Source organism: Thermoleptolyngbya sp. C42_A2020_037, assembly GCF_015272455.1.
Lineage (GTDB): Bacteria > Cyanobacteriota > Cyanobacteriia > Elainellales > Elainellaceae > Thermoleptolyngbya.
Genome location: NZ_JACYLP010000049.1, coordinates 1 through 13,777, shown reverse-complemented (window position 1 = coordinate 13,777; position 13,777 = coordinate 1). Strand labels below are relative to the sequence as shown.

At 57.2% G+C, this 13,777-nt stretch carries 11 protein-coding genes and 1 pseudogene; 9 read left to right on the top strand and 3 right to left on the bottom strand.

Annotation, left to right across the window (positions count from 1 at the left end; translation table 11 throughout):
- Positions 1–94: 94 nt before the first annotated feature.
- A complete protein-coding gene (locus tag IGS16_RS17870; protein WP_297087738.1) occupies positions 95–454 on the bottom strand; it encodes a VOC family protein in 360 nt (119 codons plus the stop codon).
- A 219-nt stretch (positions 455–673) separates the two neighbouring features.
- On the opposite strand from IGS16_RS17870, the gene IGS16_RS17865 reads away from it, so the two are divergent.
- Both IGS16_RS17865 and IGS16_RS17860 read left to right on the top strand, forming a co-directional pair.
- Positions 674–1,432, top strand: a complete 759-nt coding sequence (locus IGS16_RS17865) for an OB-fold-containig protein (RefSeq protein WP_297087735.1) — start codon at positions 674–676, stop codon at positions 1,430–1,432.
- A gap of 30 nt (positions 1,433–1,462) precedes the next feature.
- Positions 1,463–3,394, top strand: coding sequence for a flotillin domain-containing protein (locus IGS16_RS17860; RefSeq protein WP_297087733.1), 1,932 nt, complete (start codon positions 1,463–1,465; stop codon positions 3,392–3,394).
- A 116-nt stretch (positions 3,395–3,510) separates the two neighbouring features.
- Here IGS16_RS17860 and IGS16_RS17855 read toward each other — a convergent pair whose 3' ends face one another.
- Positions 3,511–4,392, bottom strand: a complete 882-nt coding sequence (locus IGS16_RS17855; protein ID WP_297087731.1) for a sulfotransferase domain-containing protein — start codon at positions 4,390–4,392, stop codon at positions 3,511–3,513.
- 98 nt (positions 4,393–4,490) lie between these two features.
- Here IGS16_RS17855 and IGS16_RS17850 point away from each other — a divergent pair, with 98 nt between their 5' ends.
- A complete protein-coding gene (locus IGS16_RS17850) occupies positions 4,491–6,386 on the top strand; it encodes a glycosyltransferase (protein WP_297087728.1) in 1,896 nt (631 codons plus the stop codon).
- A 42-nt stretch (positions 6,387–6,428) separates the two neighbouring features.
- On the opposite strand, the gene IGS16_RS17845 is transcribed toward IGS16_RS17850, so the two are convergent.
- A complete protein-coding gene (locus IGS16_RS17845) occupies positions 6,429–7,208 on the bottom strand; it encodes a YdcF family protein (protein ID WP_297087726.1) in 780 nt (259 codons plus the stop codon).
- A 268-nt stretch (positions 7,209–7,476) separates the two neighbouring features.
- On the opposite strand from IGS16_RS17845, the gene IGS16_RS17840 reads away from it, so the two are divergent.
- The 6 genes and pseudogenes from IGS16_RS17840 to IGS16_RS17815 all read left to right on the top strand — a co-directional run.
- Positions 7,477–8,220 (top strand): cytochrome c biogenesis protein CcdA, encoded by a 744-nt coding sequence (locus IGS16_RS17840; protein ID WP_297087724.1) that lies wholly within the window; start codon positions 7,477–7,479, stop codon positions 8,218–8,220.
- A gap of 136 nt (positions 8,221–8,356) precedes the next feature.
- Positions 8,357–10,147, top strand: a complete 1,791-nt coding sequence (sppA, locus tag IGS16_RS17835; RefSeq protein ID WP_297087722.1) for a signal peptide peptidase SppA — start codon at positions 8,357–8,359, stop codon at positions 10,145–10,147.
- Positions 10,147–10,605: an NUDIX hydrolase gene (locus IGS16_RS17830; RefSeq protein WP_297087720.1), complete on the top strand. Its 459-nt coding sequence runs from the start codon at positions 10,147–10,149 to the stop codon at positions 10,603–10,605. Before sppA ends, IGS16_RS17830 begins: the two co-directional genes overlap by 1 nt.
- A gap of 225 nt (positions 10,606–10,830) precedes the next feature.
- On the top strand, positions 10,831–11,511 hold the full coding sequence (locus IGS16_RS17825) for an NAD(P)H-dependent oxidoreductase (protein WP_297087718.1): 681 nt from the start codon (positions 10,831–10,833) through the stop codon (positions 11,509–11,511).
- Between the two features lie 16 nt (positions 11,512–11,527).
- Positions 11,528–12,682, top strand: coding sequence for a 7,8-didemethyl-8-hydroxy-5-deazariboflavin synthase subunit CofH (cofH, locus tag IGS16_RS17820; protein ID WP_297087716.1), 1,155 nt, complete (start codon positions 11,528–11,530; stop codon positions 12,680–12,682).
- A 434-nt stretch (positions 12,683–13,116) separates the two neighbouring features.
- Positions 13,117–13,777 (top strand): annotated as a pseudogene (locus tag IGS16_RS17815) (hypothetical protein); the annotation flags it as partial.

The window sequence follows — 13,777 nt, the reverse complement described above, 5'->3', positions numbered from 1 at the left end:
GCTGTGTGGGAAATTCGTGAGCGCTAAAGCGCTCACTACAAACTGCGGGGTTAACCCTAAAACTAAAGTTGACAAAACGAAAGTTGACAAACCACTAGGCGGGCACGGCGACTGGCTCGTAAAGGTACTCAAACCAGTTACCGTCGGGGTCGCGGCCATAGAACGAAGCCGTGCCGTCGCGGTGTTCGTGGACGGGCGTGACGTGAACCCCTTCGGATTTCAACTGCTCGTAGGCGGCATCCACCTCAGCGCGATCGCCAAACACAAAGCCAAAGTGGGGCCCCGCCTGCTCGTAGGCGGCACTCAGCAGCGCCAGTCCGTCGTCCCCCGCTTTCAGATATGCCCAGTCTGGGTCTTTCCAAACCAGATCCATGCCCAAGTTCTGATAGAACTGCGCCGCCCGATCCAGATCCTCGACGCGGATCGCCACATGCCCAATGCGCTTTAGTTTCATAGCCTTCAGACGTTAAGAAACAGTCACGTTTGCCTTACTTCTATTCTAGGGCCGCTAGGATGGGCGCATAGAATTCTGGTTTCGGGAATGTTGGCTAACCTTGCTGTAGTGGATTCTAAGTAGACGATTTTTTTGCTGGCACATTTGCCCCTACTGCCAAGTCAGCACGACGGGGCGATCGCAACAAGTTTCAGCCCTCTTCTTAAGTCTGCTGTCATCATGCCGGTCTTTGCTGCTGCTAACTTACCTTACTGGGTGCTGCTGGGAATTGGAGTGGCGTTGTTTCTGGTGGTCATTTTCTCTGGCGGCGGCGATGATGCAGATTTAGACGCTGATCTGGATTTGGATGCCGATCTGGATATGGATTTGGATGCAGATTTGGACGCAGACTTCGAGGTTTCTGCGCCGCTCGATCTAGATACCGATGTAGATTCTGGCAGCGAATTCAGTCCGCTAGACGTGCTGCGGTGGTTTGGGTTGGGTCGTGCGCCGCTAATGCTGTTGCTGGCGACAGACTTCAGCCTGTGGGGGCTGCTGGGCTGGATGGGCAATGTGTTTTTGGGGGGAACCCTGGAAACGCTGCTGGGGAGTCTGGCAAATGGCTCTGTGCTGCTGGGGTCGTTTGGGCTGGCGCTGGTGCTAGGTGGGCAAATTGCGCGGCCGCTGGGGCGAATGTTTGCCTCGTTTGGAGAAGATGCCAGTGGCGATCGCCTCGTGGGGTGTCTGGGGATTGTCAGCACGGGGCACATTCCCAGCGTGGCAGAAGGGCGCATCGGCCAGGTAGACGTGCTGGATGCAGCCCGCAATCGGGTGACGGTGAACGCTATGCTGCCAGACTGGGCCAGCGTGTTGCCCCAGCGGGGAGACACAGTGCTGGTGATCGAGCGATCGGGAGCGGGTTATCTGGTCATTGCAAAGGACAGTCCTGACCAAGATCACTGGCTGAACGGTTCTCATGCTCTCAAAGATTCTCGTTGAGTTACTTTAATTCATCTTAGGGATATTCCAATGCTGTTCTGGCTAACGTTCATTCAGTCTTTGCCTACGGTTCCGGTTTATGAACTGGACGAGTTTCAGGCGCGTGATGCTGAGTATTCCGAAATTGTGGCGATCGCCCCACTCGACACCGCGCCTGCTCCCTCTACGCTGGCCCAGCTTCCCGTAAGCGGACTGCTCGTATTCCCAGCGTTAATCGGCAGTCTGGTTCTATTGCTCCTGCTAGCAGTTTTTGCATACACCCGTGTTTACAAAATTACGCCCAACAACGAGGCATTTGTGCGAACGGGCGGGGTCTTTTTTAAGCGCAAAACCGTGATTTTGAATGGGGGCTGCGTTGTTCTTCCTGGCTTTCATGAACTGACTCGCGTCCCCTTGCGCGAAATTTCCATCGACGTGGAGCGGGCCGGTAAACTTGCCGTTCGCACGAAAGATTATCTGCGGGCTGATATGCGGGCTACTTTCTATGTCTGCATTACGGCCTCTGAGGAGGACGTGCTAACGGCTGCTGCACGGCTATCGCAGGGCAACAAGATTACACCAGAGGACATCAAAAACGCGCTGGAAAAGCGGGCAGATGACGCGATTCGGGCCGCTGCAAAAACAAAGAGTCTGGCGGAAATCGACTCCGACAAGCTGGGCTTTGCCCAGGAAGTGCTAAACCTGATGCAGCCTGACCTGGCGAAAGTTGGGCTGACGCTGAACAACATTGCTGTATCGGAAATTCAGGAAAGCGACACCTACGACACCAACAATTTCTTTGACGCGCAGGGCGTGCGGCTGCGGACGGAGACGATTCAAAAATCCATTCAGCAAAAGCGCGAAGTGGAACTGGCCACACAGGTCGCCATCGAGCAAAAAGAACTGGATGCCGAAAAGCGATCGCTCCAAATTTTGCAAGAAAAAGAAACCGCTCGGCTGGAGCAGCAGTTGCAGGTAGAAAGCCTGAAGGCACAGCGGGAGCGAGAAATTGAAGAATCCAAAGTGAAGGAACTGGCCGCCACCCAGCGGGCCAAGATTCTCCAGGAAAAAACGGTGGAAGAGGAGCAAATCCGCAAGCAGTTGAGCGTGCAGCAGAGCCAAATTCAGGCGGACATTGCCCTAGAGGAGCAGCAGAAAAAGCTGAAGGTGGCTCAGGCGTTGCAGCAGCAGGAGGCAGACCTAGCAGAAATTACTCGCCAAAAAACGGTGGAGTCGCAGCGGCTAGAGGCACAGGTGCAGGTGGCAGAGTCGGAACGGCTAGCGCGAATTGCCCAGGAGGATGCGGCGATCGCCATTGCCACCAAGCGCAAGGAAAGCCTGGAGGCCGACGCAGAGCGGGCCCGCGCCGAAGCGGGCGTAACCACCGCGACCGAATTGGAAATCGCCGAACGGCAGCGCCAGCTTGCGGTGATCGCCGCCGAACGCGCCGCCCAGGAAAAGCGCATTTCAGAACAAAACGTGGTGGAAATTGACGTGTTCCGCCGTCGTCGTCAGGCAGAAATCGCCCGTCAGGCGGCAGAGCTGGAGGCCGAATCCATCCGCACCCTGGCCGCCGCCCAGCGCGACAAGCTGCTGGCCGAAGCCGAAGGTTTACAAGCAGAACTCACCGCCCGCAACCTGATCAGCACCCCCAACCTGACGGCGCAAACGCTGATCACGCTCTGGCCAGAACTCTCCGAAAAATTGCCAGAAATTGTCAAAGCGCTGGCTCCGCAGCCAGGTGTGCTGGGCGATGCCCGCATCTACGCTTTCCCTGGCGCAGGCAGCAACGGCAACGGCAAAAGCCCCGACGTGAGCCAACTCTTGCTGTCCACCAGCGGGCTGTCGCTGATTAACACGCTGCTGGATGAAGGCAAGCTGAGTCAACTCATCGGGGCGATCGCCCAACTCATGCGCGACTCCAGCAGCCCGGCCCAGCCCGCCAATTCCGCAGCCCCGCCTGTATCGGTAGAGTTGGAATAGTTCCAGGACTGATGCACTGCGTCGGTTTTCTGGGTTGTGGACAATTTCTCGCGGGCTGCGTCCGCGAGAAATTGTCCCACTGCGTTAGTCCTAAGTTCGTAGCTGATACGGCGCTCCTAACGGATTCGTGAATTTGCAACTGGTTCGTATCCCAAGGCGTTTAGAATCTCTGCGAATTTTTCGTTTAGAACCGCAATCGTTTCCGGTTGCAGCTTGCGCGTGTGATCCCCAGGAAGCACCTGGCGCTTGTGGCGATAAACGTCTTCGTCTTCCACCTGGAAATCGGTTTTGTGAGCCTCAAAAAGCTCCTGATAGAGTGTGGAGAAAGTGGGACTGGGCGATCGCTCTTTCCGCTGAACCAGCGGCAGCTTTTCTAGCAGTGCTAGCAGTCCTTTGGGCTGAATTTCAGTTGGGACATTTGGCTCTGGTGCAATAAAAACTGACAGGAACTTTGCCAGCCATTCCTGATAGTTGAGTACCATATCCTCATACTTCAAAAAGAGGACATTCTCTCGTCCCAGCAGGTTGGCAATCACGTAGTTATAGCGATCGATCACAACGGGCGATCGCTCGATTACAAACGCATCAATACCCCGCTCGATCCATTCCTGTCGGGCGGCCTCATCCGGATTGAAAATTGCCGGATTGACCGGATGACTAAAGGCATTGGAAAAGAACGAAGAAACCAGCACGTCTCGCGGATCTCGTAGATGCAGAATTATCGAGAAATCTGCAACTCCTTCGGGAATAGAAGGCATCGCTTCGAGCGAGCGAATCGGGCCAAAGCAAGCTCGCTTTTCTGCCTGACTCAGATATTTTTGGATGAACCCATTCCAGGACAATTCCTTCACTTCTTGATAGCCTGCCGCCTTGTTGTTAATGGTGAAATACTCCATTTCCAACTCCCGCGCAATCTGCCGCGTCAGCCGATGCAAAAACATCGAAGCTGCTTTGTGGACGGTGTAGATCAAAATGGGACGGTCTGCCGAAGAAGTCATAGCAAATCCAGAGGGGGTTAGCGGGATGCCCTAAGATAAACTCTAGCGCTTTGCGTCCCCCATACTTGGTTTTTGCCTGCTGTCTGCGATCGCCCTCCATGAAAATTGCCATCCAAAATCCCTTTTTCGACAAGCCTTACATCGCCGAAGTCGAAATGTCTCGGCGGCTGGTGCTGGCCGCAGAAAACATTGGCTGGCAGGCGGTCGAAGTGCAAACTGGCGGCGAAATTCGCGCCGCCCAGCCCGATTGCGTCATCGTACTGCACCACTGGACTCCAAAAGTGGCTCCGGTGCCCACCTACCTCTGCATGTGGAGTCCGCCCGAATTTTTTGAAGGCACCGATCGCCTGATTGCCAACACCCTGTCCTACGATGGCTACCTGATCGGCTCCCGCATCGTCGATCGCTGGCTGCATCACCTGCTCTGCCACACCCCCAAGCGCTATTTCAAATCGCCCTTCTACACCAGCGCCCCCAAAACGGCCTATCGCCCACCCGACCTGAGCCAGCCGCGCTTGGTCTATCTGGGGTCAAACTGGGACGGGCCCCGCTTCCAGCAACTCTTTGAAGGGCTAGACCAGCAGCCCTACATGGATGTATACGGCAACCCCGACGGTTGGAAGTATCTGAACCAGGCCCATCGCGGCGCACTGCCCTACGACGGCAACAGCGTGTTTGAGGCGATTCACAGCGCTGGGGTGGGGCTATGTTTGCACCGGGAAGAACACCGCCAAGCCGAAATGCCCTCCATGCGGATCTTTGAGATTGCCGCTGCGGGAGCCGTCGCCATTTGCAGCGAACACGCCTTTATCCGCGAAGCCTTTGGCGACACAGTGCTGTATATCGATGCCGATGCAGACCCCGCAGAACAGGTCGAGCAAATTTCGCAGCACATGGCTTGGATCGCCCAGCACCCCCAGCAGGCCGAAACCTTAGCCGCCGCTGCTCACGAAATTTTTATCCAGCACTACACACTAGAAAAGCATTTGCTCGATCTGTTGCCACACCACGAGGCACTGCTGACAGACAAAGGCTTTGTGCCTGCGCCCATAAGTGTCCCACCGCCTGCCCAGGTGCAGGTAATTGTGCGGGTGGGGGGTCGCCCTCTGGCTTATATTCGCCGCGCCCTAGACAGCCTCGCCGCCCAGACCTATCCAAATATCGGCGTGATTTTGGTGGAATATCAGCCTGTACCGGGGCTGGATGAGGCGTTTTTGGGGCAATATGGCGATCGCCTCCAGTTTTGCCGTCTTGCCAGCCCCGCCCCCTGCCGCAGCACCACCCTCTGGACAGGACTCCGCGCCGTCGATGCGCCCTACTTTGCCATCCTGGACGACGACGACGCGATCCATCCCAACCATTTGCAAACTCTGGTAAAGATCCTCGAACAGCAGCCCAACATTGGGGTTGCCTACTCCGGCACGCTCAAGGTTCTAGAATCCGGCAGCCCTGAAACATTGCACCACATTGACACCATCACGCTGCCCTACTTCCAACCCTTTCGGCTGCAAGATTTGCTAGAGCTAAGAAACTTCATGCCGCCCAATTCCTACGTCGTTCGCCGTCAGTTGCTTCAAGACATTCTCGACCGCGACCCGCTGCTGGATCTGGGCGAAGACTTTTGCCTGGTGCTAATGCTCTGCCAGCGGGCCGAGTTTTGCTTTAGCTACGAGGCCACCGCCGAGGTCTACTGGCGCAGCGACACCCAAGACAACGCCAGCTACAGCGGCAAACCCGCCTGGCGCGATGCGATGCGCCGCCTCCGTCTGATGTTTTGGAAGCAGGAGTTTGCGCCCGGACAAACCCTCCCCACCCTGCAAGAGTTGCGCGATCGCGAACGGCAAGCCAGCCAGCCCGAAGCGATCCAGCACCTTGAGGCAGAACTCGGCCGCGCCCGTGGCCGCATCGCCGCAATGGAAACCAGCAAATTCTGGCAATTGCGCGATCGTTGGTTTCGGCTGAAGCGGCGGCTGGGGCTGCCTGTAGAAGAGTGATGAATCGTCAGTCTTGCCCAGTCTCGCCAATTAAGCCTGTCATTAAGCCTGTTCCATCGTTCCACCCACCAAACACTGCTGCTTGCTTAGCCGCTTTTCTACATAAGCAGGCGCGTCGAGAGTGGTGCGATCGCCCAGCCTGCCCTGTAGCCCATAGGCAATCAGTCCCAGGGATTCGCGGGTCATCAGCGAGAGACGGCGCTTGCGAGAGAGGGTGTCGCGCAGAGGGCTGGGGTGGGTGATAACGGAAAAACCCACGCTTTCGTAGGTCATTTGCGATCGCCACAAGTGCGGCCGATCGGTGACCAACAAGATCCGTCGAACACCCTGAGGAAACAGGACAGCGCGAGAAAACCAGGCATTTTCCTCGGTTGTGCGAGAACATTCTTCGCCACCCAGCGCCTCAACGGGAATGCCAGCCTCCCGCAGCGATTCTACAATCAGGGGCGCATCACTCGCGCCGCTGGCAAAAACCTTGGGCGATCGCCCCGCATTCCACAATTCAGCCACCGTAGCCACCCGCGACGGATTCAGCCGCCGCCCGCGCCCCAGCACCACAATGGCATCCACCGATTCCCCTGTATCTGGAGCGGCAAACACCGCCATACCCCGCTCCAGGGCAGAGACCCCGGTCGGAGAAACCACCACCAGCCCAAAGCAGACCAGGAACAGGATGATATTTCGGGCAACGCGGCGGGCAGACTGGGGCATCAGCCGCAGCCCGATCGCCAGGGTCGCGGCGAGCATCAGGGCCATTGGGATAGCGAGTTGCCGCATCCCGTTTTCAACATCGTGCCAGGTTAAAGAATCGAGTCCGGGCATGGTAGTTGCAATCCTTTACACTTGCTTACCAGGATGGATCGGATTTTTCGGAACTGGATCGATGTTTTGATTAAGCGCCTGTGAAAATTCCGTAATCTTTCAGAAAACCGGATTCACATCATCAGGGTCGGCACTGAAAATTGCCAACTCCAGCTTCACCATACCAATACTCTGAGAATCTATGACCTTTCCGGGCACACTCTACAATTGAGTGGGAGAAATAAACGGCTCCGTTCCTCATAACGCTTAGCGACTTTGCCTGCTGCCCATGCTTGAGACTCTAAAAACCTCGCTCTATCACCTCCAGCACGCGGCCGATGGGCTGGTGTCGGGACAACTGACCCATCTCTCGCCCGCCAGCGTGGGCATTATTTTTGTCGCTGGCCTGTTGACCAGCCTCACGCCCTGTATGCTGTCTATGCTGCCCATCACCATCGGCTATATCGGCGGCTACGAAGCCAAGAGCCGCTGGCAGGCCGCGGCCCAATCGACCTGGTTTGCGCTGGGGCTGGCAACCACGCTGGCGGCGCTGGGAATTTTGGCGGCGATCGCCGGCCGCATCTATGGCCAGGTCGGCATCGGGCTGCCGATTATTGTCAGCCTGATCGCCATCCTCATGGGGCTGAACCTGCTGGAAGCACTGCCGCTACGTCTGCCGTCGTTCACAGGCATGGAGTGGATTTCCAAAGACTGGCCCGAAGGCGTGCGCTCCTACCTGCTGGGGCTGACCTTTGGGCTGGTCGCCTCGCCGTGCAGCACACCCGTTTTGGCAACGCTGCTGGCGTGGGTGTCTACGACCCGCGACCCGCTGCTGGGCAGTGTGCTGCTGCTGGCCTACACGCTGGGCTACGTTGCGCCGCTGATTCTGGCGGGCACCTTCACCGCCTCGATCAAAAAAATTTTGGAACTGCGCCGTTGGTCGGGCTGGATTACGCCTGCGAGTGGGGTGCTGCTGATTAGTTTCGGCGTATTCACCCTGCTGTCTCGCGTCGTCGGCTCAGGTGCAATCTAGCGCCTTGAATTTAGCGCCTTGAATTTAGCGCACTGATGAAATCGCTGGAAGCCTGACAGACTCTTGAAACTGGCAATAAGCTGGCACTCTAAAATCGCCAATCTAAAATCCAAAATCGATATAGCTCCTCACTCCTATGCGCGATTTTCTTAAAAATGTATTGGCAACGCTGACCGGGTTGGCGCTATTTGGCGTGCTGAGCGCGGGTGGGATGGTGATGCTACTGGTGGCGATCGCCCTTTCTGGACGCGACAGCGGGCCAACGGTCGAAGACCAATCTGTGCTGACGCTGGATCTAGATCGGGGCATTGCCGATGCGCCTGTGGCCGTGAATCCTGGTCGGGTTTTTCAAGAAGCCCTCTCTGGCCGCACGACCCTTCAGCCCGTCTCGCTGCGAACTACTGTAGAAGCGATTGAAGCAGCCGCAACCGACAAAAAAATTGTGGGGCTGCTTCTGGAGGGGAATCTGCCTGCCACCACAGGCTACGCCACGCTGCGGGAAGTGCGGCAGGCGCTCGACACCTTCCGCGACAGTGGCAAGCCCATCTACGCCTACAACGTGAACTGGAGCGAACGGGACTATTACCTGGCTTCGGTGGCCACCGATCTGGCCATGAACCCAGCGGGCGTGCTGGAGATGAACGGTCTGCGCTCGGAAATGACCTTTTTTGCAGGGGCCCTGGAGCGGTTCGGCGTGGGCGTGCAGGTGCTTCAGGTGGGGCGCTACAAATCAGCGGTGGAACCCTTTACCCGCCAGAACAACAGCCCCGAAGCGCGTCAGCAAACCGAAGCGCTGCTGCGAGATCTGTGGACTGAAGTGATTACAACCGCCAGCCAGCACCGCGACCTGTCGCCCACCCAGATCCAGGCGATCGCCGACAGTGGCGGTCTGCTCATGGCTGCCGAGGCAAAGACCACAGGACTCATCGATCGGGTCGCCTATCCCGATGAGGTACTCGCTGACCTAAAAAAGCTGACCGATCGCAAGGAAGACGACAAGACCTTTCGCAGTGTTGGTTTGGGCACCTATGCTGAGGCGGTGGCGGCGGAGAAAAAGCGGGGCGATCGCATTGCGCTGGTCTATCTCAACGGCGACATCGTGGGCGGCACAGGTAGCACGGGGCAGATCGGGAGCGATCGCTTTGTAAAGCTGCTGCGAGATCTGCGGCTAGATAAGGATATCAAAGCCGTGGTGTTGCGGATCAACAGTCCCGGCGGCGGTGCAGTCGCCTCTGACCTGATCGCTCGCGAAGTGACGCTGATGCGAAAGGAAAAGCCCGTGATCGCCTCGATGGGCAATATTGCGGCTTCCGGCGGCTACTACATTGCCGCCCAGGGAAGCAAGGTCTTTGCCTCGCCCAACACCGTCACAGGCTCCATCGGCGTGTTTGGACTCGTGCCCAATTTTCAAACCCTTGCAAACCGCAACGGTGTTACCTGGGACATCATCAAAACAGGACGCTATGCCGACATCGAAACCACCTCCCGCCCCCGCACCGAAGCAGAAATGGCGCTGCTGCAACGGATGGCCGAGCAAGCCTACGGCACATTTCTAGACACCGTAGCATCGGCACGGCCCCTCTCGCGGGAGCAGGTTAACCAGGTGGGGCAGGGGCGCGTCTGGTCGGGCATAGCGGCCAAGGAGGTGGGGCTGGTAGACGAACTGGGCGGGCTGCAAGCCGCGCTCAAAGAAGCTGCCGCCGAGGCAAAGCTGGAAACTTGGTCGGTGGAGGAATATCCCAAGCGCCTCAGCTTCGGCGAACAGTTTTTGTCTGATTTGCAGAGCCGTCTGCCGGAAGATTCTCGGAGCCGCACCCTGCTGGGCGATCGCCTCGATGCGCTGCAATCTGACCTGGAAATCTTTGAACTACTGGACGATCCCGCTAACCTCTATATGCGCCTGCTCTTTAACCTGAGGATTGAATAATGTCGGACACCCAGCCAATGTCCAGCATCCCAGGGCCCCCGCTGCGTGTTACCGCCGTCGCGCTGTTTGTGGATGGAGACGAGGTGCTGATGCTGCATCAGGTAGCGCCGCCAGAACCCGACTGCTGGGACTTGCCAGGGGGTGGGCTAGAGCCGATGGAACCCATCTTGACAGGGCTACGCCGCGAGGTGTGGGAAGAGACGGGGATTCAAGACTTCCAGTGCGATCGCCTGTTGACCGTGTTCGAGCAGTTTTTCCCCAACGCCGACGCGCCCATCTCGCACACCATTCACCTGATTCACCAATGCACGCTGCCCGCACGTCCCGCAATGCTCCAAGGCGACCCGACCGAGGTGGGCCCAGGGGGCATTCAGTGGCGGGCGATCGCCAGTCTACGCCAGGAGGACTGCTCTGCTCGCGCCTGGGCAGCCCTACGGGCGATCGGCCGGGTTGCCTGATGAGACCGGGGTACGCCGATTAGCAGAACGGTTGGCAGACGGTTGGCAGACGGTTGGCAGACGGTTGGCAAATGTTTTGCAGAACGGTTTTGCGCTTAGTCTTTACAGGGCTGAAATATTAAGCAAATATTAAATTAGCTTTTAGTGGGAATGCCCTTCTAAAAAGATCTCGAAAGCCTCATTGAACGAGTTCCCCAATAAGCCACTTCATACCAGGCAACTTCTATGACACTTTCTGCTGATCCGATTGCTCCGAATCCGGTTGCTGCCGACACAGTGCTTCAGCAGCTTCAATGGCGCTATGCCACCAAAAAATTTGACCCGTCTAAGACGATTCCCGAACCCACTTGGCAGGTTTTGGAACAGAGCCTGGTGCTTGCGCCCTCGTCCTTTGGGCTTCAGCCGTGGAAATTTCTGGTGGTGCGAAATCCAGAACTGCGCCGCCAAATCGTAGATCTGTCCTGGGGACAAACGCAGGTGGTGGATGCGTCGCATCTGGTCGTGTTTGCCGCCAAGGTCAAGACCGACGCGGCCGATGTTGATCGCTACATCGCTCGCATGGCGGACGTGCAGCAGACCAGCGTTGAGAATTTGCAGGGCTTTGCCAATGTGGTCAAGGGCTTTTTGGACAAGCCGCCCTACCCGCTGGATTTGCACGAATGGGCCAAGCGCCAGACCTACATTGCTCTGGGTCAGTTCATGACGGCAGCGGCGCTGCTGGGCGTAGATACCTGCCCAATGGAGGGCTTTGCGCCTGCCAAGGTAGATGAACTGCTGGGGCTGGCGGGGGGCGAGTATGCGTCGGTGGTGATGTGTCCGGCGGGCTATCGCGCCGAGGATGACAAGTCGGCTGCCCGTCCCAAGGTTCGCTATCCTCTAGAGGAAGTCATCCGCTACATCGACTAGGCGACCCAGGGCACCCATGACAGCGATCCATCCAGGAACCGTGAGCCACATCCTAGAGCGGGCGCTGGCCGGGGCAGACCTGACCGAGGCGGAGGGCGTGGTGCTGCTGCGGCAAACCGACCCAGGGGCGATCGCCGCTCTCCGCCAGGCCGCTGATGAACTGCGACGGCGACAGGTGGGCGAGGTCGTCACCTATGTGATCAACCGCAATATCAACTACACCAATATTTGCGAGCAGCATTGCAGCTTTTGCGCCTTTCGCCGCGATGCCGACGCGGCCGGAGCCTACTGGCTAAACGAAGGCGCAATTCTGGAAAAGGCCGCCGAAGCCGTGCAGCAGGGCGCGACAGAAATCTGTATGCAGGGCGGGCTGAATCCAGAGGCGCAGATTGATGGGCGATCGCTCTCCTACTATGTCCGTCTGGTGCGCCTGATTAAAGGCGAATTCCCCCAACTCCACCTGCACGCCTTTTCGCCCCAAGAGGTGCAGTTTATCGCCCGTCAGGATAGACTGAGCTATGCCGAGGTAATTGCGGCTCTGCAAGACGCGGGCGTTGGCTCCATGCCGGGAACGGCGGCCGAGGTGCTAGACGACGAGGTGCGAAAAATCCTCTGTCCTGAAAAAATCTCTTCCGCCGAGTGGCTGGAAATCGTCGCCACTGCCCACCGCCTGGGAATGCCCAGCACCAGCACCATGCTCTCTGGGCACATCGAAACGCCAGAACAGCAGATGCGGCATCTGGGCAAAGTGCGATCGCTCCAGCAGGCCTCTCTTGCCGAAGGTAACATAGGCATTACCGAATTCATCCTGCTGCCGTTTGTGGGACAAGACGCGCCCAAGCCCCTGCGCCGTCGGGTGGGACGCGACCAGCCCGTGCTGGCCGACGCGCTAAAGCTGACGGCAGTGGCCCGGCTCTTTTTGGGCAATTGGATCGCCAACCATCAGCCAAGCTGGGTAAAGCTGGGGCTAGCGGGCGCAACGGAAGCCCTCCAATGGGGCTGCAACGACCTCGGCGGCACGCTGATGGAAGAACACATCACCAGCATGGCGGGGGCCCAGGGCGGTACGTGCAAGACGGTCGAAGAGTTGCGGGCGGCGATTCTCCAGTGCGATCGCCCTGCTCAGCAGCGAGACACCCTATATCAGCCTGTTGTCTCCAGCGTGTCCTGATCCAGCTGCGATTCATCAGCACCACAGAAAAATTTGTAAAACTCGTATTATTACGGTATCTCTGAGCATATTTTATACAACTTTTAGGTCTGTCTCCAGCATGGCAGATGGCTCTATGATGAAGTTGTTTTACTCGGAATCCTCGAATCTTCAGGTCGTTTTACAGGAATTCATCCCTGGAGGGCAAAGTTCAAAGATTGTATCAAGAGCGGCGTATAAAAGAGTACTAAACCCAATAGAGTGGGTATCTTAAATGTAGTCAGGAATACAATGTTTTGCGCTGAGCGTTTTCCCCACATTGTGTACGGCATCCTGTGTTGCATCAGACACAGCGCAGTTAATGGAGCGCATGGAATAGGGCGCATGGGACACAGCGCGTTCTGAGTTTTCTCTCAGCCGCGCCCTTTGATCACTACATCAAGAGGTTTGGATTCGTGAAAAACGCACTCACTACTTGGTCTACGGCGATTGCTTCTGCGGGCATCGCGGTTCTGATGGCAGCGGTCAACCCTGCCAACGCGGCCAGCATTACCTTCTCTGCAAGCCAGCAGCAGGGCAGTGCCCCTGTCAATGTGGATATCTTTGCCCAGGATGTAGCTGACGGCGTTGAATTCTCATTGAAAGTCAACGACCCCAAAAATATCGGCGACCTGTTGGCTATCTATTTCAACTTTGGCGGTCTTTTTGACACCAACATCCCAAAGACCACAACCGTGACTGGGCAAGACGTGACTAAAGTCGCTCTTAACACCAATAACATTGTTGGTGGCAACATTGGTCAACGGTTTGAGATGGCGATTCAGTTTGGTAGGACGGGCGCAGCGGGCGGGCTGCTAACAGAAACCACTTTCAAAATTGCCCAGGTTGGGCTGACGGTGCAGGACTTCCTGCATCAAACTTTCGCAGTTCGCCTACAGGCTGTTGGTTCTGGAGTAAACGGCGGCACAAATAGCGCCAAGCAATATGGCACGGCTCCCGTTGCGGTTGATCCAGTGAAGGTGATTGAACCGATTAAACTGCCCGAACCCGAAGTCAAGGCTCCCGAACCCGAAGTCAAGGCTCCCGAACCCGAAGTCAAGGCTCCCGAACCCGAAG

Bases quoted from the DNA above. Each gene is read 5' to 3' on its own strand.
- IGS16_RS17870 (WP_297087738.1), bottom strand. From the start codon at position 454: ATGAAACTAAAGCGCATTGGGCATGTGGCGATCCGCGTCGAGGATCTG.
- IGS16_RS17865 (WP_297087735.1), top strand. From the start codon at position 674: ATGCCGGTCTTTGCTGCTGCTAACTTACCTTACTGGGTGCTGCTGGGA.
- IGS16_RS17860 (WP_297087733.1), top strand. From the start codon at position 1,463: ATGCTGTTCTGGCTAACGTTCATTCAGTCTTTGCCTACGGTTCCGGTT.
- IGS16_RS17855 (WP_297087731.1), bottom strand. From the start codon at position 4,392: ATGACTTCTTCGGCAGACCGTCCCATTTTGATCTACACCGTCCACAAA.
- IGS16_RS17850 (WP_297087728.1), top strand. From the start codon at position 4,491: ATGAAAATTGCCATCCAAAATCCCTTTTTCGACAAGCCTTACATCGCC.
- IGS16_RS17845 (WP_297087726.1), bottom strand. From the start codon at position 7,208: ATGCCCGGACTCGATTCTTTAACCTGGCACGATGTTGAAAACGGGATG.
- IGS16_RS17840 (WP_297087724.1), top strand. From the start codon at position 7,477: ATGCTTGAGACTCTAAAAACCTCGCTCTATCACCTCCAGCACGCGGCC.
- sppA (WP_297087722.1), top strand. From the start codon at position 8,357: ATGCGCGATTTTCTTAAAAATGTATTGGCAACGCTGACCGGGTTGGCG.
- IGS16_RS17830 (WP_297087720.1), top strand. From the start codon at position 10,147: ATGTCGGACACCCAGCCAATGTCCAGCATCCCAGGGCCCCCGCTGCGT.
- IGS16_RS17825 (WP_297087718.1), top strand. From the start codon at position 10,831: ATGACACTTTCTGCTGATCCGATTGCTCCGAATCCGGTTGCTGCCGAC.
- cofH (WP_297087716.1), top strand. From the start codon at position 11,528: ATGACAGCGATCCATCCAGGAACCGTGAGCCACATCCTAGAGCGGGCG.